The sequence below is a fragment of the Tabrizicola sp. genome (assembly GCF_030694085.1).
Classification (GTDB): domain Bacteria; phylum Pseudomonadota; class Alphaproteobacteria; order Rhodobacterales; family Rhodobacteraceae; genus Tabrizicola.
Map to the genome: position 1 here is coordinate 52,997 of NZ_JAUXZE010000056.1, position 19,235 is coordinate 72,231.

At 64.6% G+C, this 19,235-nt stretch carries 21 protein-coding genes; 9 read left to right on the forward strand and 12 right to left on the reverse strand.

All coding sequences use genetic code 11. The annotated features are described in order from the left end of the window. Nucleotides 1–76: 76 nt before the first annotated feature. A complete protein-coding gene (locus tag Q8M85_RS13850; protein WP_305545637.1) occupies nt 77–319 on the forward strand; it encodes a hypothetical protein in 243 nt (80 codons plus the stop codon). Beyond that, nucleotides 316–468 (forward strand): hypothetical protein, encoded by a 153-nt coding sequence (locus Q8M85_RS13855; RefSeq protein ID WP_305545639.1) that lies wholly within the window; start codon nt 316–318, stop codon nt 466–468. Before Q8M85_RS13850 ends, Q8M85_RS13855 begins: the two co-directional genes overlap by 4 nt. A 137-nt stretch (nt 469–605) precedes the next feature. Here the strand turns inward: Q8M85_RS13855 and Q8M85_RS13860 are convergent, their stop codons facing one another. Both Q8M85_RS13860 and Q8M85_RS13865 read right to left on the reverse strand, forming a co-directional pair. After that, a complete protein-coding gene (locus tag Q8M85_RS13860; protein WP_305545641.1) occupies nt 606–1,112 on the reverse strand; it encodes a GNAT family N-acetyltransferase in 507 nt (168 codons plus the stop codon). After that, nucleotides 1,109–3,574, reverse strand: coding sequence for a penicillin acylase family protein (locus Q8M85_RS13865; RefSeq protein WP_305545643.1), 2,466 nt, complete (start codon nt 3,572–3,574; stop codon nt 1,109–1,111). Before Q8M85_RS13865 ends, Q8M85_RS13860 begins: the two co-directional genes overlap by 4 nt. Before the next feature lie 93 nt (nt 3,575–3,667). Between Q8M85_RS13865 and Q8M85_RS13870 the strand changes: the two genes are divergently transcribed. After that, nucleotides 3,668–4,531 carry an NAD(P)-dependent oxidoreductase gene (locus Q8M85_RS13870; RefSeq protein ID WP_305545644.1) on the forward strand — a complete coding sequence of 288 codons (864 nt, stop codon included), beginning with the start codon at nt 3,668–3,670 and terminating at the stop codon, nt 4,529–4,531. A 42-nt stretch (nt 4,532–4,573) separates the two neighbouring features. On the opposite strand, the gene Q8M85_RS13875 is transcribed toward Q8M85_RS13870, so the two are convergent. From Q8M85_RS13875 to Q8M85_RS13885, 3 genes are all read right to left on the reverse strand, one after another. Next, entirely contained in the window at nt 4,574–5,497 is a 924-nt protein-coding gene (locus Q8M85_RS13875; RefSeq protein ID WP_305545645.1) for a peptidoglycan-binding protein, read from the reverse strand. Nucleotides 5,498–5,697: 200 nt separating this feature from the next. Continuing rightward, nucleotides 5,698–6,267, reverse strand: coding sequence for a YSC84-related protein (locus Q8M85_RS13880; protein WP_371135254.1), 570 nt, complete (start codon nt 6,265–6,267; stop codon nt 5,698–5,700). 120 nt (nt 6,268–6,387) lie between these two features. Continuing rightward, a complete protein-coding gene (locus Q8M85_RS13885) occupies nt 6,388–6,978 on the reverse strand; it encodes a sulfotransferase family 2 domain-containing protein (RefSeq protein WP_305545646.1) in 591 nt (196 codons plus the stop codon). Between the two features lie 204 nt (nt 6,979–7,182). Between Q8M85_RS13885 and recA the strand changes: the two genes are divergently transcribed. From recA to Q8M85_RS13905, 4 genes are all read left to right on the forward strand, one after another. Continuing rightward, complete coding sequence (gene recA / locus Q8M85_RS13890; protein WP_305545647.1) at nt 7,183–8,256, forward strand: recombinase RecA; 1,074 nt, start codon at nt 7,183–7,185, stop codon at nt 8,254–8,256. Nucleotides 8,257–8,282: 26 nt separating this feature from the next. Beyond that, entirely contained in the window at nt 8,283–8,801 is a 519-nt protein-coding gene (locus Q8M85_RS13895) for an MOSC domain-containing protein (RefSeq protein WP_305546033.1), read from the forward strand. Nucleotides 8,802–8,912: 111 nt separating this feature from the next. Then, nucleotides 8,913–11,567, forward strand: a complete 2,655-nt coding sequence (gene alaS, locus Q8M85_RS13900; protein ID WP_305545648.1) for an alanine--tRNA ligase — start codon at nt 8,913–8,915, stop codon at nt 11,565–11,567. 1 nt (nt 11,568) lies between these two features. Beyond that, nucleotides 11,569–11,859: a DUF1330 domain-containing protein gene (locus tag Q8M85_RS13905; protein WP_305545650.1), complete on the forward strand. Its 291-nt coding sequence runs from the start codon at nt 11,569–11,571 to the stop codon at nt 11,857–11,859. Between the two features lie 215 nt (nt 11,860–12,074). Here Q8M85_RS13905 and Q8M85_RS23395 read toward each other — a convergent pair whose 3' ends face one another. After that, the gene (locus Q8M85_RS23395; protein WP_371135255.1) at nt 12,075–12,773 is read right to left on the reverse strand and encodes a glycosyltransferase family 2 protein; all 699 of its coding nucleotides are present in this window, start codon (nt 12,771–12,773) and stop codon (nt 12,075–12,077) included. Between Q8M85_RS23395 and Q8M85_RS13910 the strand changes: the two genes are divergently transcribed. Beyond that, entirely contained in the window at nt 12,669–12,911 is a 243-nt protein-coding gene (locus Q8M85_RS13910; RefSeq protein WP_305545652.1) for a hypothetical protein, read from the forward strand. The two genes, Q8M85_RS23395 and Q8M85_RS13910, sit on opposite strands and share 105 nt — an antisense overlap. A gap of 30 nt (nt 12,912–12,941) precedes the next feature. Here Q8M85_RS13910 and typA read toward each other — a convergent pair whose 3' ends face one another. Next, nucleotides 12,942–14,759, reverse strand: coding sequence for a translational GTPase TypA (typA, locus tag Q8M85_RS13915; protein ID WP_305545654.1), 1,818 nt, complete (start codon nt 14,757–14,759; stop codon nt 12,942–12,944). A gap of 157 nt (nt 14,760–14,916) precedes the next feature. Next, nucleotides 14,917–15,540 carry a YitT family protein gene (locus tag Q8M85_RS13920; RefSeq protein WP_305545656.1) on the reverse strand — a complete coding sequence of 208 codons (624 nt, stop codon included), beginning with the start codon at nt 15,538–15,540 and terminating at the stop codon, nt 14,917–14,919. 157 nt (nt 15,541–15,697) lie between these two features. On the opposite strand from Q8M85_RS13920, the gene Q8M85_RS13925 reads away from it, so the two are divergent. Next, a complete protein-coding gene (locus Q8M85_RS13925) occupies nt 15,698–16,243 on the forward strand; it encodes a dihydrofolate reductase family protein (RefSeq protein WP_305545658.1) in 546 nt (181 codons plus the stop codon). 74 nt (nt 16,244–16,317) lie between these two features. Here Q8M85_RS13925 and Q8M85_RS13930 read toward each other — a convergent pair whose 3' ends face one another. From Q8M85_RS13930 to Q8M85_RS13945, 4 genes are all read right to left on the reverse strand, one after another. Beyond that, nucleotides 16,318–17,532 (reverse strand): NADP-dependent isocitrate dehydrogenase, encoded by a 1,215-nt coding sequence (locus tag Q8M85_RS13930; protein ID WP_305545660.1) that lies wholly within the window; start codon nt 17,530–17,532, stop codon nt 16,318–16,320. Between the two features lie 181 nt (nt 17,533–17,713). Further along, nucleotides 17,714–18,298: an HD family hydrolase gene (locus tag Q8M85_RS13935; protein ID WP_305545662.1), complete on the reverse strand. Its 585-nt coding sequence runs from the start codon at nt 18,296–18,298 to the stop codon at nt 17,714–17,716. Then, nucleotides 18,295–18,573 (reverse strand): hypothetical protein, encoded by a 279-nt coding sequence (locus Q8M85_RS13940; protein ID WP_305545664.1) that lies wholly within the window; start codon nt 18,571–18,573, stop codon nt 18,295–18,297. The genes Q8M85_RS13935 and Q8M85_RS13940 overlap by 4 nt, the downstream gene beginning before the upstream one ends. Next, complete coding sequence (locus Q8M85_RS13945; protein ID WP_305545666.1) at nt 18,573–19,232, reverse strand: alpha/beta hydrolase; 660 nt, start codon at nt 19,230–19,232, stop codon at nt 18,573–18,575. The genes Q8M85_RS13940 and Q8M85_RS13945 overlap by 1 nt, the downstream gene beginning before the upstream one ends. Between the last annotated feature and the right edge of the window lie 3 nt (nt 19,233–19,235).

The following is a 19,235-nucleotide window of genomic DNA, read 5'->3' on the forward strand; positions in this document are numbered from 1 at the left end:
CTTTCATCTTTGCCCAAGTATCCCCGCCGGAGGCATCCCCCGCAGCCATAGGAACCGTCCCAGGGCAGGGGGAGCGATGATCCTCCGTCTCGCCGCACTCTGGGCCACGGCGGCCGGGACGCTCTGGGTCCACGCCCTTCTCGGCATCCCCGGCGACTACCTCGGCCAGGGCTTCCCGCTTTATCCCGGCCTCAAGGTCACCCTCGGCGACCTCGCCCTGACCGCCGTCCTGGCAACCTTGCCGATCCCGCTGGCCGCCGCGCTCGCCCGCCGTCTCCGCCCCTCGTATTTCTTTGGCTCCTGGCCGCCGACTCGATGATTCAACCTTTCACCATCGACTTCGGCACCACTTGGGCGGGGACCGAACCGCTGCGCGCGCTTTTCCTCCACCCGCTCCATTCGCCCCTGGCCCTGACCCTCACCGCCGTCGCTGCGGCCTGGGCGCTCGCACAGCGCCGCGCGACCTAAGACCGCATTTCCTGTGCGGAAATATCTCCGCCGGAGGCAATCCCGAGCGCTTTTGCGTCCTTCACGCAAAAGCGCGAGACAAAAGACTTGCGGCGCAAGCCGCTCTGTTTGAAAGCCGCCGTTACCCGCGCGGTGCCTCAGGTCCGGGCGCGCGCCAGATAGATGCTGTCACACCATTCGTCGCGCCAAAGCAGGGTCCGCTCTGCCCGATGCGTCTCGCGGAAGCCCAACCGGCCCAGAAGCCGCAGCGAGGCCGCATTGCGCGGATCGACCTCGGCGGTCAGCGCGGGCAGGGCAGGGAACTCCGCCTCCAGCGCGGCGATGACCGCCACCATCGCCTCCTGCGCCAGACCTTGCCCCCAATGATCGGGATGCAGCAGGAACCCCACCTCCGGCAAGACCCAGGCCCCTGCCTTGCCGATCACCGCGCCGTCCTTCTCGATCAGCCAGTCCCGGCTGTCCGGTGCCTGGTCGACCAGAAAGCCCAGCCAGGCCCGCGTCTCCTCCAGCGTCTCATGCTCGGGCCGTGACCAGTAACGCATGATACGCGGGTCCGACATCAGCCGGTGCACCGCTTCCAGATCCTCCCAGACCGCCTGCCGCAAGATCAGCCGCGCGGTCCGCAAGGTCAGGACCCCGGTCATGGCCCCTCTGGTGTCAGCACCATGATGCCCGCCGCCGCCGCCCGCGCCAGTTCGGGGTCCAGCGACATCGGGATATACTCGCCCCGCCGCCAAAGTTCGCCCAGGTCGTCGTAGTGGCGCGAGAGGGGGTGCCCCGACTGCCCCGTGGCCGTGATGAAGACCGAGCTGTCGGGGTCGGCGAAATCATAGACCCCCCGATAGCCTGCCGAATGGACGTTCTGGTAAGGCTCGGACCCGTCGCCACGGGTGACCCCCCGCATCAGCGTGTCGTCCCCGCCGCTGGTCGATTGCCGGATGTTGACGAAATACTTGACGAACGCCACCTCACCCAGCACCGGGTGGTCATGCGTCGCCAGGTGCGCGTCGCCCCAGCGCCAGCTCTCCAGGTTGTTCCCGTAGCGCTCGGTCAACTGCAACAGCGCCTCGTCCAGTGCGATCCGGGAAATGTCGGTGCAGCTTTCCACTGCCGCCGACTGGATCACGTCGCACCACACGCTCGCCCCGCCCACGTTGCGATAGACCCGCTCGATGAAGACAGGGGAGATATGGGTAAAGCTGTCCGCCATCGCCCCCAGGTCGTCCTGGATCAGCCGCTTCATCAGTGCCCGCATCCAGGCCTCTGCGATCAGCGGTTCCGGCAGATGCTCGTTCATCTCGCCGTTCCATTCCGCCAAGAGGATCAGCGCCCGCTGCCGCAGACGTTCCGGCGTGCCCTCCGGTGCCGCTTCGCCAGTGAACCACAGGTCCGCCCCGATCAGCGGCAGCAGCGACCGCGCCGTCGGGTTCACCGTATCCAGCTGCGCCTCGATGAAGCTTTCCCGCGTGTGGACTTCGCGCGCCTTCATCAGCGTCAGCCACCGCTGGATGCGCTGCGTGTCGCCCCAGTCGAAGCTCACGTGATTGGGGAAGGGCCGGTCCACCGTCTTGTTGTTGGTGTTGCCCAGCAGGCCCGAAGCCGGACTTACCACCCGCGGGTTCTCCTCATAGCGCAGCACTCCCTTGAAGCCGACCCGCGCGTCCGACCCCAGCGCCGGCAGCCGCCCCTGCGACGGATGCCCCGCATCGCGCGCCGGCAGCGCCCCCATCACCTGCAGCGCAATCCCCGTCCCGTCCGCCAGCATCACATTCTGCGCCGGGGCCAGCACCAGCCGCCCCGCTTCCAGCGCCTCGGGGATGTCTTGCGCCTTCATCAGTGCCATCGCGCCGCTGATCGAAGTGTCGGCCCCGGACAGCGCCGTCCAGCTGACCGCTGCCACATGTCCGCCGGGGGTGATCGAGCCCAGATCATAGTGCCCGCCCGGCAGGATCGGCCCGTTCCGCGACCAGCGCAGCGTCACCGTCACCGGCTCGGCACCCTTGACCCGGATGATCGACTGCCGACCCTCGAAACCCGCCCAGCCTTCGGGCGTCTGGTATTCCTCCGGGTTCTCCGGGTTCAGCGCCTCGATCACCACGTCCTGATCATCGACGTAGGCCGTCGTCAGCCCCCAGCCCAAGGTCTCGGACCGCCCGACCAGCACCAGTGGCACCCCCGGGATCGTCCCGCCGATCACCGCTCCCGATCTCAGCTCCAGCCGCGCCAGATACCAGATCGTCGGCGCCGTCAGCCCCAGGTGCGGATCGTTGGCCAGAAGGCTTCCTCCCGCCGCGGATCGTTCCGGCATCGCCGCCCAGGAATTCGACGCCCCCGCCATCCCCGGTGCCGCCACTGGCGAGAACGGTCCTTCGGCGAAGTCCAGCGGCGCGACAAGGGGCGGCACCCCCGGCACCAGGCTGGCATAGTCCGGCAGCGCCATGACGCCCTGTCTGGGATCGTCCGGCAGAATGTCGGCCAGCCGCGCGTTCGGCAACAGAAGCGAGACGCGGGCCCGCAACACCTCGGTCTGCAAGGCGCTGGACAGCTGCAGCGCCATCAGCTTCAGGATCGCGATGGAATCCGCCGGGGCCCAGACCGAGATCTCCGGCTCAAAGAGGAAGAACTCCGGCGCGCCACGCCCGCGCGCGCCCTTGTTGACCTCGCCGATCCAGGCGTTCACCCCGGCCGCATAGGCCTTCAGCGCGCGGGTGGTGGCCTCGTCCTGCACCTCGGTCGATTGCAGCGCCAACCCGTAAAGGTCATAGCGCCGCATCAGCTCGTCGACCTTGACCGTCGCTGGCCCGAAGATTTCCGACAGCCGCCCCTGCGCCGTCCGCCGCAGCATGGTCATCTGCCACAGCCGGTCCTGCGCATGGGCAAATCCCAGCGCATAGAACACGTCTTCATCGGTCTGGCCGAAGATATGGGGCACGTTGTCGTTGTTGCGCACGATCTCGACCGGCGCGGTGATCCCCGAAACGGTGAAATCCTCGTCATAGTCGACCAGCGACCGCGACAGGATGTAATAGGCCAGAAACGCCACGACGAGGCCAAGAGCGATCAAGCCCGAGACGATCCTTATCAGCCAGCGAAAGGCGGTCAGCATTTGGCCCAGTCCATTCAGGCCTCTCCTTGACGGCGGGAACCGGATCGGTACCTAGTCGAAGCGCCGGTCAAGGGCAACAGCAGGGGGGCGCACATGGCGAAGGTTGCATTTCTGGGGCTCGGAGTCATGGGGTTCCCGATGGCCGGACATCTGGCCGCCAAGGGGCATGCGGTGACGGTCTACAACCGCACCCCTGCAAAGGCACAGGCCTGGACCGAAAGGCACCGGGGAACCGCCGCCGCCACCCCGCGCGAGGCGGCGACGGGGGCCGAGTTCGTCATGGCCTGCGTCGGCAACGACGATGACCTGGCCCAGGTCTGCACCGGGCCGGGCGGCGCGTTTTCGGGCATGTCGAAGGGCGCGGTCTTCGTGGACCACACGACGGTTTCGGCCCGGATCACCCGTGAACTCGCCACCAGGGCAGTGGATCTTGGCCTGCACTACGTCGACGCGCCTGTTTCGGGCGGGCAGGCGGGGGCTGAAAATGGCCAGCTTTCCATCATGTGCGGCGGCGCCCCTGCCGACTATGCGCGGGCCGAGCCGGTGATGGCGTCCTATGCCCGGATCTGCCGCCTGATCGGCGACAGCGGGGCCGGGCAGCTGGCCAAGATGATGAACCAGATCTGCATCGCCGGCCTGATGCAGGGCCTGTCCGAGGCGCTGGCCTTCGGGCAGAAGGCGGGCCTTGACGGCGAAAAGGTGGTCGAGGTGATCTCCCAGGGTGCTGCAGGGTCGTGGCAGATGGTCAACCGCCACAAGACGATGCTGGCCGACACATTCGACTTCGGTTTCGCTGTCGACTGGATGCGCAAGGACCTTGGCATCTGCCTCGACACCGCCGACCAGATCGGCGCGCGCCTTCCGGTGACCGCGCTGGTGGACCAGTTCTACAAGGACGTGCAACTGATGGGCGGAGGCCGGAACGACACCTCCAGCCTGATCCGGCGCCTGAAATAGGGCGCAAGCGTAGGGTGGGCGATATCGCCCACCCTACGACCCTCACAGCACCGGAAAGCTTGCCTGCGCCACGGCATAGAGGTTGTCCAGGTCCACCCAGCCCTTCAGCCGCGCCTTGTTGCCGAACTCGCCGGTGATCACCCCGTCCTCCTGGAACTGGCGTCTGACCATGCCCGACTGCCAGCCATTCCCCTGGCCGCCGTCGCCGGTGGTCCACTCGCTGCCCGTGGCATCCAGGATCACGCCGACATGCTGGAACTGCCCCGGTTTGTCGTATTGCGCCAAGAGATAGATGTCGCCCGGCAAGGGACGATTGCCGCCCGCGAAGGGCCCCCAGCATTTCTTCACCGGGCCGTATTGCGTGTCGACGGACTGTGCTAGCTGCTCCCACCAGGTCGTGGGCGAGGTCAGGTACAAGGTCCCGGCACCGGCCACCTGCACCTTGAAGGCGCCCGGCTGGCCTGGCGGGATCACCGGAAGCCGGTTGAAGACCCGCCCCGGAAACTCGCCGCATCCCGTGGCCCCCTTGGGACCGCTGCCGCCGACTGTCAGGCCGGTCGGCGGCACCAGGGACTTCGCCGTCTGCACATACCGCCGCCTGACCGGAGAGTTCGGACCAGCCTGCGTCGGTCCGGCAGGCAGCTGCGGGGCGGGGGCCGGCCCGGTCATCCCGCCCAGCAGCGCCGCAAGCTTGCCAAGCTGGTCCAGCAGCAGCAACAGCGTCCGTTCGGTCTTGCCCGCCACGTCGATCCGGCTGTCGGCCAGGCACTGGTTGGCTGACTGGAAGCGCCGGATCGCTCCGGCGGTCATCGGCCCGCAAAGCCCGTCGGTGGCCAGCGCCGGAAACGCACCGCCGCGCGCAGCCGGGACTGCGTTCAACAGAGTCTGGACAAGCTGCACGTCGGCACGCTGGTTCTGGCCGCCAAAGCCGACCGACCCCCTGAGCACGGATGACGGAATAGCCATCGCAAGGATCCTTTCTGAAAATGGGTTTGCTCCGCAAGAATACTCCCGCGTGCCACCCTGCGTCCAGCGCAGGATACCCAACCCGAAGGCCGCCGACGCTTCTGTCAGCGGTGGACCAGGCCGGTTAAGAAAGTGTGAACGTCCTCGGACAAGCTATTGAAAGTATTTACGCTTGTCCGATTGTCCACCGTGGACACTTCTCAAGGAATGATCCGCGTATACTTGATCCCGGCCAAAGAGGCCCCAGCAATCAGCCCCTGCTGCCCGAAGACCATCGCGATGACCTCGTCCAACTCGGTCGTCTGCTTGCCGATCGAGGCCCCTTCCTCGGGGCTCGCATAGCGGATGTCCGCCCCCGCCGCCCAGCCCGATGACCGCCGGAAGCTTTCCAGCGCCGCGGGGGTCATGAAGAACAGCGCGTGGGCATACTGCTGGGCCCCGATCTGCAATCCAAACGAGCCCTTCGCCGCCGAATAGTAGTCGACCGTCACCCCCTGGATCCGCAGCGCGCCGCGCCCGAAGGCCCCGCCGAAGCCGGCACCGACCTCGGTCATCAGGGGCATGTAGAGCACCCCGGCGGCCCGGCTGGCCAGGTCCCGCGTGCCGGGGAACTGGGCGAACAGGAACTCCTCGGTCGCGGCAACCCGCGCCTCGATCTGGCTCGCCCCGTTCGACCCGATCCCGTTGTTGCACCCTGCAAGCGCACCCGTCGCAACCACGGCCCCGGCACCCAGCAACAGCCCGCGCCGCGTCATCATCCTGTCGGTCATAATACCGCCCTTTCATGCCTCATGGGGTCTAGTCACCCTTTTCGGGCGCCCCTTGCCGCGCAAGTTATCTGCTTTCCCCGCACCTGTCATGCCCCGATGCCCCGACCGGCAACCAGACGCCTAAGCGGAAAGGGTCGCATATAGCCCAAAGTCCTCGGCCGCGACCTCCTGCAACCTGGCAGCGGTTTCCGCAGTGATCTCGGTGGCCCCGGGCGGAGAGACGTTCAGCCGGGGCAGGATGACCTCGCAATTCAGGCGCTCTTCCAGGAACTGGACGAAGCTGCCGATCTCTTCATAGCGGAACAGGCGGTCGACACCGACGCCCTGCCTTGGCCGTAGGAACTTCCCCTGGCTGCCGACATCGGCAAAATCTGGTCGCGGGTCCTGGCACCAGGCCCGCACGAAGTCGTCGAACGACATTCCCTTTGTCGACTTCCCGACATCGGTCTCGTCCCGCTGGCGGAAGCGGTACCATGACCCAAGCCAATCCGTCGGCTCGCGCATCAGGGCGACCAGGGTGAAATTGTCCTTCGACGCGGCCTCGAGAAACGGGCCGATGAAGCGCCGATAGCGATGGACCGTGGTGTGCTTCAAAAGGGGAGGCCGCTGGATCGACACCGCCGCCAGCGATTCGAGCGCAGCCGCAATTGCCGTCGACCCGGTCTTCGGCGTCGCGAGAAACGCAAGCCTCTGCTCCCAGAACACCAGCATCTTGGCCTCTTTTCCCCGAATAATCCTTGCAGTGCCCGGATGCACCTGACTTCCGTCAACACTCCCTTAACCAAAGCCGTGAAAAACTGCCACCACGAGATTTGAGTTGAATTGTTCCCTTTTTGTGCTCATAAGGTCAGGAACACTTGGGGAACACGGGCAAGGATTGCCGCCTGCGGGTGGCTGTGAAATAAGGAGCGTGACATGGCGACGGCAAACCTTCTCGACCTCGGGAGCAAGCGGGATATGGACAAGTCGAAGGCGCTGGAAAGCGCGCTCGCGCAGATCGAACGGCAGTTCGGCAAGGGCTCGATCATGCGTCTGGGCGCCGACAGCCCGGCGATGGACATCGAGGCGACTTCGACCGGCTCGCTGGGCCTCGACATCGCGCTCGGGATCGGCGGTCTGCCCAAGGGGCGGATCATCGAGATCTACGGGCCGGAATCATCGGGCAAGACGACCCTGACCCTGCATGCCGTTGCAGAAGAACAGAAAAAAGGCGGCGTCTGCGCCTTTGTCGACGCCGAACACGCACTTGACCCGCAATACGCCAAGAAACTCGGCGTCAACCTGGATGAGCTTCTGATCTCCCAGCCCGATACCGGCGAACAGGCGCTTGAGATCGTGGATACTCTGGTCCGCTCCGGTGCGGTCAGCATGGTTGTGGTCGACTCGGTCGCGGCTCTGGTGCCCAAGGCCGAGATCGAAGGTGACATGGGCGACATGCAGATGGGCAGCCAGGCCCGCCTGATGAGCCAGGCGATGCGCAAGCTGACCGCCTCGATCGGGCGCAGCAACTGCATGGTGATCTTCATCAACCAGATCCGCATGAAGATCGGCGTGATGTTCGGCTCGCCCGAAACCACCACGGGCGGCAACGCGCTGAAATTCTACGCCTCGGTCCGCCTCGACATCCGCCGCATCGGCGCGATCAAGGACCGGGAAGAGGTTGTGGGCAACACCACCCGCGTCAAGGTGGTGAAGAACAAGGTGGCCCCGCCCTTCAAGCAGGTCGAATTCGACATCATGTATGGCGAAGGCATCTCGAAGATGGGCGAACTGGTCGACATCGGCGTCAAGGCCGGCGTGGTCGAGAAGTCGGGCGCCTGGTATTCCTACGGGGACGAACGCATCGGCCAGGGCCGCGAGAACGCGAAGGCCTTCCTCAAGCAGAACCCCTCTGTCGCGCTGGCAATCGAAGACAAGATCCGCGCTGCCAACGGGCTCGACTTCACGATTTCCGGTGGAGAAGAGAGCGCGGACGTCCTTGACGAGTGAGCAACCACGTCACCAGCGATGAACTGATGGCCGCGCTGCCGGGGGTGCTTTGCGCACCCAAGACCGGCAGCGCGGTCGAGCTTTTGTGCCTCCGACCCGGCTACGGCGAGCGCCGTTTCGTCGATCAGCTGACCGTCACCAGGGCGCAAGGCATCCCCGGCGAACGCTGGGGCACCGCGCCCTGGCTCAAACTGCCCGACGGTTCGGGTCACCCCGGTATCCAGGTCTCGATCCTGCCGCGCCGGGTGCTCGACCTTGTCTGGCGGGACCGAGACGCCGTGGTCCATCCCGGCGATACCTTCGTCTGCGACCTGGACATGACCGAGGCAAACCTGCCAGCCGGTCAGCTTCTTGCGGTAGGGTCAGCGGTTCTTCGTGTCTCCGATGTCTGGAACGACGCCTGCGCCAAGTGGAAAGTACGCCACGGCGAGGCGGCCTTCGACTGGGTCCGCGCACACCCGGACCTTCGCCTGCGCGGGGTCCTTTGTTCGATCGAACAGGACGGGATGATCCGCAACGGCGACGCCGTCGAAGTGCTGCGCTAGCTGCCTTTTTCCCTTGCGCGCAAGGCCGACTGTGGACAGCCCCTTTGCAGGGGGCTACATGGGGTCCGAACCCACGAATTCGCCCCCGATCTGGCTAAGGACCGCCCCCACATGGCCTCGCTGAACGACATCCGCTCCACATATCTCGACTTCTTCCGTCGCAACGATCACCGGGTCGTCGACAGCTCGCCCCTGGTGCCGCGGAACGATCCGACGCTGATGTTCACCAACTCGGGCATGGTCCAGTTCAAGAACCTGTTCACCGGGGTCGAGACGCGGGACTACAAGCGCGCGACGACGGCGCAGAAATGCGTGCGGGCCGGGGGCAAGCACAACGATCTCGACAATGTGGGCTACACAGCGCGGCATCATACCTTCTTCGAAATGCTGGGGAATTTCAGCTTCGGCGACTATTTCAAGGACCAGGCCATCGCCTTCGCCTGGGAGCTCTTGACCAAGGACTTCGGTCTGGCCAAGGACAAGCTTCTCGTCACGATCTACCATACCGACGATGAGGCCGCGACGATCTGGAAGAAGGTCTCGGGCCTGACCGACGACCGGATCATCCGCATCGCCTCGGACGACAACTTCTGGCGGATGGGTCCCACCGGCCCCTGCGGCCCCTGCACGGAAATCTTCTACGACCACGGTGACCACATCTGGGGCGGCCCGCCGGGCAGCGCACAGGAAGACGGCGACCGCTTCATCGAGATCTGGAACAACGTCTTCATGCAGAACGAGCAGTTCGCCGACGGGCGACTGATCCCGCTGGAGATGCAGTCGATCGACACCGGCATGGGGCTGGAACGGATCGGGGCGCTTCTGCAGGGCAAGCACGACAACTACGACACCGACCTGATGCGCAGCCTGATCGAGGCCAGCGCGAACGTCACCTCGCAAGACCCTGATGGACCAGGAAAAATCCATCACCGCGTCATCGCCGATCACTTGCGATCCACCTCCTTCCTGATTGCCGACGGGGTGATGCCGTCGAACGAGGGGCGCGGCTATGTCCTCCGCCGGATCATGCGCCGCGCGATGCGTCACGCCCACATGCTTGGCGCGCAGGATCCGGTGATGCACCGTCTGGTGCCTGCGCTGGTCCGGCAGATGGGTGGGGCCTATCCCGAACTCAGCCGCGCCCAGTCGATGATCGAAGAGACGCTGCGCAGCGAAGAAACCAAATTTAAACAGACGCTTGACCGTGGTCTGCGGCTTCTGGACGACGAACTGTCCGGCCTCGCCGAAGGCGCGGCGTTGCCCGGCGCGGCGGCTTTCAAGCTGTACGACACCTACGGCTTTCCGCTTGACCTCACCCAAGATGCACTGCGGGAGAAGGGGCGTGAGGTGGACGTGCAGGGCTTCGATGCCGCGATGGCCGAGCAGAAGGCCAAGGCCCGCGCCGCATGGTCGGGCACGGGTGCCGCAGGCGACGCGAAGATCTGGTTCGAGATCGCCGAAGACCATGGCGTGACCGAATTCCTTGGCTACGACACCGAAACCGCCGAGGGCGTGATCACCGCGCTGTTGCGTGACGGTGCGCCCGTGGGGCAGGCCGCTGCGGGCGAAACGGTGCAGATCGTCGTCAACCAGACCCCGTTCTACGCCGAATCCGGTGGCCAGGTTGGGGATTCCGGCCTGATCCGCACCCAGACCGGCACCGCCGAAGTGACGGACGTGAAGAAGGCCGCCGGGGTCTTCATCCATATTGGCCGCGTCACGAAAGGCACTGTTATCAAAGGACAACCTGCCAAGCTGGAGGTGTCCCACACCCGCCGTTCGGCGATCCGCGCGAACCACTCTGCCACGCACCTTCTGCACGAGGCGTTGCGGCGCACCCTTGGCGACCATGTCGCTCAGCGCGGCAGCTTGAACGCCGCCGACCGGCTGCGTTTCGACTTCAGCCATTCCACCGCCATCGCGGCCCCGGATCTGGCCACCATCGAAGCCGAGGTCAACACCTACATCCGCCAGAATTCACCCGTGGAAACCCGGATCATGACCCCCGACGACGCCCGCGCCATCGGTGCCCAGGCGCTGTTTGGCGAAAAGTACGGCGAGGAGGTTCGCGTCGTCTCGATGGGCACCCTCGAAGGCTCGGGCAAGGGGAGCGATGGCAAGACCTATTCCCTGGAACTTTGCGGCGGCACCCATGTCCAGCGGACCGGCGATATCGGCGCGATGGTCCTCCTCTCTGAAAGCGCGTCCAGCGCTGGTGTTCGCCGGATCGAGGCGCTGACCGGACAGGCGGCGCTGGATCACCTGCGGCAGCAGGACGCGCGGCTGAACGACATCGCGGCGATCATCAAGGCCCCGGCTGGTGAACTTGCCGACCGGATCCGCGCGCTTTTCGACGAGCGCAAGGCGCTGGCGAACGAGGTCGCACAACTGCGCCGCGAAGTCGCGATGGGCGGCAAGGCGGCAGGCCCGGAAGCCAAGGAAATCAACGGGGTGAAGTTCATTGCTCAGGTTCTGTCCGGCGTCTCGGGCAAGGACCTTCCGGCCTTGATCGACGAGATGAAGGCCCGGCTTGGGTCGGGTGCGGTGCTGCTGATCGCCGACACCGGTGCCAAGCCCGCTGTCGCTGCGGGCGTGACCGCCGACCTTACGGCCAAGCTTTCCGCCGTGACCCTCGTCAAGGCCGCAGCCGAAGCCCTTGGCGGCAAGGGCGGCGGCGGACGTCCCGACCTGGCCCAGGCCGGGGGCGCCGACATCGCCCAGGCCGACGCAGCCATCAAGGCGGCCGAAGCCGCAATTGGAGGATAGGATGCCGACCGCACTCTGGATTGCCCACGTGCACGTCACCGACGCCGACGCCTACGGCCGCTACGCCAAGGAGGCCGGTCCCGCCATCGCGGCGCATGGCGGGGTGTTCCTCGCCCGGGGTGGCCGCTATGTGCAGCTTGAGGGCAACGACCGCGCCCGCAACGTGGTTGCCCGCTTCCCCAGCCTGGAAAAAGCGGTGGAGTGCTACAATTCGCCCGCCTACCAGGCCGCGCTGGCCCACGCCAAGGGGGCCAGCATCCGCGACTTGATGGTGGTCGAAGAGGTCGAGTAGGGTTTTCCCTCCACTTTGCCTTGAATTCACTGGAGGAGCTTCCCCGGCTAATCGGCTTTCTGCTAGACTTCAGCGGAAAAGAAGGGCCGGGCAGATGATCCTTTCCATACACGGGGAAAGCTGATGTGCCGCTAGGCCGCCTATACCGGCGCACCGATCATTTCGCGATGGTCGAGGATTTCCTGCATAGCTGCCTGACGGCTGCTGCTTGATCCTCAGCCCCGACCCAGGCGTCCGCTTTCGATTAGGTCGGCAAGTGTTCGGTCGATTTGATTGCAGGGTGCGTCGTAACTGCGAAAATACTCCATATCTCTAACGTGGTCCGTACGAGCAGAATTCGCGTCTCCGCGTGTCATCTTAACCTTCTGAAAGAATTCTAAGCTCTGAATCGGATAGTGGAAGAGGCTAAAACCCTCATTGTCAGACACGGTGCGAGCTGAATCAGCACCGACTATCTTGTGAATCTCCATATTCCGTCGCGAATTGAGTACGGATGTTCGGCATAAGTACTTTGTATTCTGGTGTGTTCCGAGCTGTGGGCTTCTATGGAGCAATGACAGGCGGATGCTGCTTGGATGAGAGTGCAGTCCACTGCTACCGAATATTGTCCAGTTAGCGTAGACGACATCTATACCAAGGTACTGAGGATCGGAAAGCTTGGCAGGAATTGATCTGCCATCAGGACAAAACCAGAATTCATCGAGGTCTGCGACTAACAGCCACTCGTAGTTCTGCAAGATATACAACTTCGCAGCTTCCCAGTAGTGGTCCACCTGTCGATGTTTTGCGGGTCGGGAGATCAGATCAACGTGACCATGCGCAACCCAGGATTGAGCCTTTTCAATCGTTGCGTCGCTGCTGCCATTATCAATCAGAACAATCCGATCAGCACCCACTTGCAGGTAATGAGACACTCACTCGTCAATGTTCATGGCCTCATTCTTCATGATGGCCAGTACTGCAAGCGAGCCGCGGAATTTCGCACGCTTTCGCTCGCGGTACTTTGTCAATCGATCCCGGTTCTTTCGCCGCAGGTACGCAACAAGACCTGACATACTTGCCATCGCCTATGGCCCCCCGATTCATTCCTTCCGCGACTGCCGCTTCCGCTCGTTCGGGTCCAGAAGGCGCTTCCTCAGCCGGATGATCTTGGGCGTGACCTCGACCAGTTCGTCATCGTCGATATAGGCGATGGCTTCTTCCAGCGACATCTTGATGTGCGGAGTCAGGCGGACGGCCTCATCCGTGCCCGAGGCGCGGACGTTGGTCAGCTTCTTGCCCTTCAGCGGGTTGACCTCAAGGTCGTTCTCCCGGCTGTGCTCGCCGATCAGCATGCCGACATAGACCTGCTCTTGCGGGCCGATGAACATGCGGCCGCGTTCTTCCAGGTTCCACAGGGCATAGGCGACCGAGACACCAGATTCGGTCGAAATCAGCACGCCCTGGCGACGGCCCTGGATTGGGCCCTTGTGCGGGGTCCAGCCGTGGAAGATGCGGTTCAGCACGCCGGTGCCGCGCGTGTCGGTCAGGAACTGGCCCTGATAGCCGATGAGGCCCCGCGACGGGACATGGGCGATGATCCGGGTCTTGCCCACACCTGCGGGCTTCATCTCGACCAGGTCGCCCTTCCGCTCGCCAGTCAGCTTGTCGATGACCGCGCCGGAGTATTCGTCATCGACGTCGATGGTGACTTCCTCGATGGGCTCGTTGCGGACGCCGTCGATGTCCTGGAAGATCACCCGGGGGCGCGAAATCGACAGCTCGAAGCCTTCGCGCCGCATGTTCTCGATCAGAACGCCCATCTGAAGTTCGCCGCGCCCCGAGACCTCGAACGCGTCGCCGCCGGGGGTGTCGGCGATCTTGATCGCGACGTTGACCTCGGCTTCCTTCATCAGGCGGTCGCGGATCACGCGGGACTGGACCTTGCTGCCATCACGCCCCGCCAAGGGCGAGTCGTTGATGCCGAAGGTCACGGTGATGGTCGGCGGGTCGATCGGCTGCGACGGCAGGGCGGTATCGACCTCGGGCGCGCAGAGGGTGTCGGCGACGGTGGCCTTGGTCATTCCGGCCAGGGTCACGATATCACCCGCGACGGCTTCATCGATGGCGGTCTGGTTCAGACCGCGGAAGGCGAGGATCTTGGTCACGCGGAATTGCTCCAGCCGGTCGCCGGTGCGCGACAGGGCCTTCAGCGTGGTGCCGGTGCCGATGCGGCCGGATTCAACGCGGCCGGTCAGGATGCGACCCAGGTAGGGGTCGGCGGAGAGGGTGGTCGCCAGCATCGAGAACGGCTCGTCGACGCGGGCCAGCACCTTCGGGGCCGGGACGTGACGGACGATCAGGTCGAACAGCGCCGACAGGTCCTTGCGCGGCCCGTCCAGCTCCATGTCGGCCCAGCCCGAACGGCCCGAGGCGTAGACATGCGGGAAGTCCAGCTGGTCGTCATCGGCGCCGAGGTTGGCGAAAAGATCAAAGACCTCATTCAGCGCGCGGTCGGGTTCGGCGTCAGGCTTGTCGACCTTGTTCAGGACGACGATCGGGCGCAGGCCCAGGGCCAGCGCCTTCGCGAGCACGAACTTGGTCTGCGGCATCGGGCCTTCGGCGGCGTCGACCAACAGGCACACGCCGTCCACCATCGACAGGATCCGCTCCACCTCGCCGCCAAAGTCGGCGTGGCCGGGGGTGTCGACGATGTTGATCCGGGTCTCGTGCCATTCAACGCTGGTACACTTGGCCAGGATCGTGATCCCGCGTTCGCGTTCGATGTCGTTGCTGTCCATCGCGCGTTCGGAAACGGACTCGTTGGCGCGGAACGCCCCCGACTGTTTCAGAAGCTCGTCCACCAGCGTGGTCTTGCCGTGGTCGACGTGGGCGATGATCGCGATGTTGCGCAGTTCCATTGGGTCCGGGTCCTATAGGGTTGGCGGGGCCTTACAGGGTTTTCTTCCACGCCGCCAGAGGGCGCAAAGTGTCCACGGTGGACAAACCCGCAGATGGAAGGAAAATCAATGGCTTGATCTTTTCTGTTCAGGAAATCTTAACTTCCGACCACTCTGCTCAGGCCGCAATATAGCGGTCGCGGCGGTGGTTGACGGCTAGAAACAGCGAGAACACCGCAGCGCCAAGGAAGCTGTAGCCCAGCGTTTCGACCGGCATGACCAGGGCGGCAAGGCCGAAGATCACCACGTCCGACAAGAGCTGCGCATGGCCTGCGGGAAAGCCGGTGCGGTCCTGCAGCTCGATCCACAGGACCGAAAGCCCGCCGAAACTGCCGCCGTGCCGGATGGCCGCAAGGGCCGCGATGCCGAAGAGGAGGCCGAACATGACGGCGGCCACGGCGGGTTCGATCCGGCCAAGCTCGATCCAGTGCGGCAGGACCGCGACCAGACCCGACAGTGCGGCGGTGGTCGCCAAAGTCTTGAGCGCGAATTTCGCGCCCATCCGCCGCCAGGCGAGGCCAAGGAAGGGCAGGGTGACGCCGAAGTAGACCGCCGGGAAGGGCAGGCCGGTCGCGTGGGCGATCAGCACGGCGATGCCGGTGGTCTGTCCCGTGACAAAGCCCATGTGGGTCAGGATATGCATCCCGAAGGCCGCCATGATGACGCCAAAGCCAATGCCCTGTGCGTCGTCTACTGCGCTGTGGCGCGGGCGGTCGCTGATCTGGTCGTGACGGTCGGGCATGGGTGGCTCCGCAGCTACTATAAAGGTCATACAGATTGACCTATATAAAGTCAATGCTTCTGTCCCAATCCCTTGCGGTGTTCCCGTAAGGTTCTTGACGCTTGCGGATGGCCGCGGTAGACCGCCGCCCTTTCGCAAGCGATCATTGGAGGACGACATGACCGGGCATCTTCCATCGGCCGAAGTGTTCATCGCAACGAGTATGGACGCCTACATCGCGCGCCTCGACGGGGATATCGACTGGCTCACCAGCCGCCCGGTGCCGGATGGCGAGGACTTCGGTTACGCCGCTTTCCTCGACGGGGTGGGCGCGATGGTGATGGGGCGCGAAAGCTTTGAGAAGGTGCTGACCTTCCCGGACTGGCCTTACAAGACCCCGGTGGTGGTGCTGAGCCGCACGCCCGGGCGGGTGGTGGTTCCCGAGGCGCTGCGGGACAGGGTCCGCGTCAGCGGCAAGGACCCGGCAGCGGTGCTGGCAGAGCTGGGGGCCGAGGGCGTGACCCGCGTCTACCTCGACGGCGGGCAGACCATCCGCAGCTTCCTTGCCGAGGGGCTGGTGCGCCGCATGATCGTCACTCTGATCCCTGTGCTTCTGGGGCAGGGCCGTCCACTCTGGGGCCACGGGGCAAGGGATGTCGACCTGACGCTGGTCGCGGCGCGGTCGTGGGACAACGGCTTTGTGCAGGTGGAATATCGCGCGTGAAACGGAAAAGGGCCGGAAGTCTTCCTCCGGCCCCTTGTCCCAAGAAAGGTGCGCTGTAGCGCACCCTACGCCGGTTACCCCTTCAGCGCCTTGTTCAGGTATTCGTCCACCTTCTCCAGATAACCCATCGTGGTCAGCCACTTCTGGTCCGGCCCCACCAGGAGTGCGAGGTCCTTGGTCATGTGGCCGTCTTCCACGGCGTCCACGGTGACCTTCTCCAGCGTGGTGGCAAAGCGCATCAGCGCGTCGTTCCCATCCAGCGTCGCGCGGTGCTTGAGGCCGCCGGTCCAGGCGTAGATCGACGCGATGGAGTTGGTCGAGGTCGCCTTACCCTTCTGATGCTCGCGGTAGTGGCGGGTGACGGTGCCGTGGGCGGCTTCCGCCTCGACGATCTTGCCATCGGGCGTCATCAGGACGCTGGTCATCAGGCCCAGCGAGCCGAAGCCCTGCGCCACGATGTCGGACTGCACGTCGCCGTCATAGTTCTTGCAGGCCCAGACATAGCCGCCCGACCATTTCAGCGCCGAGGCGACCATGTCGTCGATCAGGCGGTGTTCGTAAGTGATGCCCTTGGCCTTGAACTTGTCGGCGAATTCGGCGTCGAAGACCTGCTGGAAGATGTCCTTGAAGCGGCCGTCATAGGCTTTCAGGATGGTGTTCTTGGTCGAGAGATACACCGGCACCCCGCGCTGGAGGCCATAGTTCAGCGAAGCGCGGGCGAAGTCGGTGATGCTGTCGTCAAGGTTGTACATGCCCATGTAGACGCCGGCCGAGGGGGCGGAATAGACGTCACGCTCGATCACCGTGCCGTCGTCGCCGACGAACTTCATCGTCAGCTTGCCCGCGCCGGGGAAGCGGAAGTCGGTCGCGCGGTACTGGTCGCCAAAGGCGTGGCGGCCGACGACGATGGGCTTGGTCCAGTGCGGGACAAGGCGCGGGACGTTCTTGCAGATGATCGGCTCGCGGAAGATCACGCCGCCCAGGATGTTGCGGATCGTGCCGTTGGGCGATTTCCACATCTGCTTCAGGCCGAATTCCTCGACCCGCTGTTCATCCGGGGTGATCGTCGCGCATTTGACGCCGACGCCGTATTGCTTGATCGCATTGGCCGCGTCGATGGTGATCTGGTCGTCGGTGCGGTCCCGCTCCTCGATCCCGAGGTCGTAATATTTCAGGTCGATGTCGAGGTAGGGCAGGATCAGTTTCTGCTTGATGAAGTCCCAGATGATCCGGGTCATCTCGTCGCCGTCGAGCTCGACGACGGGGTTGGCTACCTTGATCTTCGACATCTGTCTCTCCGGCTAATGGGATTCGGTTGGCGGGGTCATACCGGAAAAGCGGCGGCTTGGGAAGTGCGGTATGCGATTGTATACCGAAAATGCCTTTGCGCCTGCAGGACCGCTCGTCGTGGACTTCGTCACTCCTCGCTGGGGTGGGTCTCCGACGAGAAGCCGAAGGCGCACGAGGAGGCTAGCCGAACCAGGGCCGGGCCTTGATCTTCACCCACTCCCACAGCCCGGGCGCGCCCTTGGCGATCTTGGACCCCACGCGGCTTTCCAACTGGTCGAAGGTGACATCGTAGGTCGCCCAGGTCCCGCCGCCCGACATCAGGTTCGCCATCACCGGCTGGACGCGGTCCAAGGACTTGGCAAAGCGGGCGTCGGGGGTTTCCGCGGCCTCGAACTCCTCCCAAAGCGTGCGCAGGCTTGTGGCAAGGTCGGGGGGCAGAAGGCCGAAAATCCGGTCGGCGGCTTTGGCTTCGGCAGCCTGTGTTGCGGCGCTGGCATGGGCCTGTCCATTCTGCGAATGGATCGGCACGTCGCCGACGTCGATCTCCACCAGGTCGTGAATCAGCAGCATGCGGATCACCCGGCTGATGTCCACGCCCGGTTCGGCCTGGTCGGCCAGAACCAGCGCGTAAAGCGCCAGGTGCCAGGAATGTTCGCCGGAGTTCTCGGGCCGCGAGCCATCGACCAGGGTCGTCGCCCGCATCACGTGTTTCAGCCGGTCCGCCTCGTTCAGGAAGGCAAACTGCGCTTCCAGCCGGTCCGTCAATGGCCGAAGCCTGCAAGGTCGATCGGGGTGTCATCCCCGGCCTCGGCCTCGGAGATCAACCCGCGCTTGGCGGCCAGCGCGCGCTCCAGGAACGCGCGGCCCCGGCGTTCGGCCAGGCGGACGCGGATCGAGGTGATGTAGGCCTCCTGGAAGGTGGGCGAGGCTGCCGCCAGCACCTGTGCGACCTTTTCGTAGAAGCGGTCGTCGCCCAGTTCGATTTCGGCAGCAAGCACATCGTCGGCCAGTTTGTCGGCCATATCCTGAATAACAGACATTACCGTGTCGCCTCCGTCATCCTCCGGCGGACATAGTCCGAGACCGTCTGGATCATCGGCTTCATATGCGCCTCTTCGTCCTTGAAGAAGTGGTCCGCACCCTCGATCTCGGTGTGGGTGATGGTGATCCCCTTCTGCTCGTGCAGCTTGCCGACCAGGGTCTTGGTGTCCTTCGGCGGGGCGACCTTGTCGGCGGTGCCGTTGATGATCAGGCCCGAAGACGGGCAGGGGGCGAGGAACGAGAAGTCATAGAGGTTCGCGGGCGGGGCGACCGAGACGAAGCCGGTGATCTCGGGCCGCCGCATCAGAAGCTGCATGCCGATCCAGGCGCCGAAGGAAAAGCCCGCGACCCAGCACTGCTTGGAGTTCTGGTTCATCGCCTGCAGGTAATCCAGCGCGCTGGCGGCATCCGAAAGTTCGCCGATGCCCTGGTCATATTCGCCCTGGCTGCGGCCCACGCCGCGGAAGTTGAAGCGCAGGACGGTGAAGCCCAGGTTGTAGAAGGCGTAGTGCAGGTTGTAGACGACCTTGTTGTTCATCGTCCCGCCGTAAGCGGGGTGTGGATGCAGCACGATGGCGATCGGCGCGTCGCGGTCCTTTTGCGGGTGATAGCGGCCCTCAAGGCGTCCGTCGGGGCCGGCAAAGATAACCTCGGGCATTGC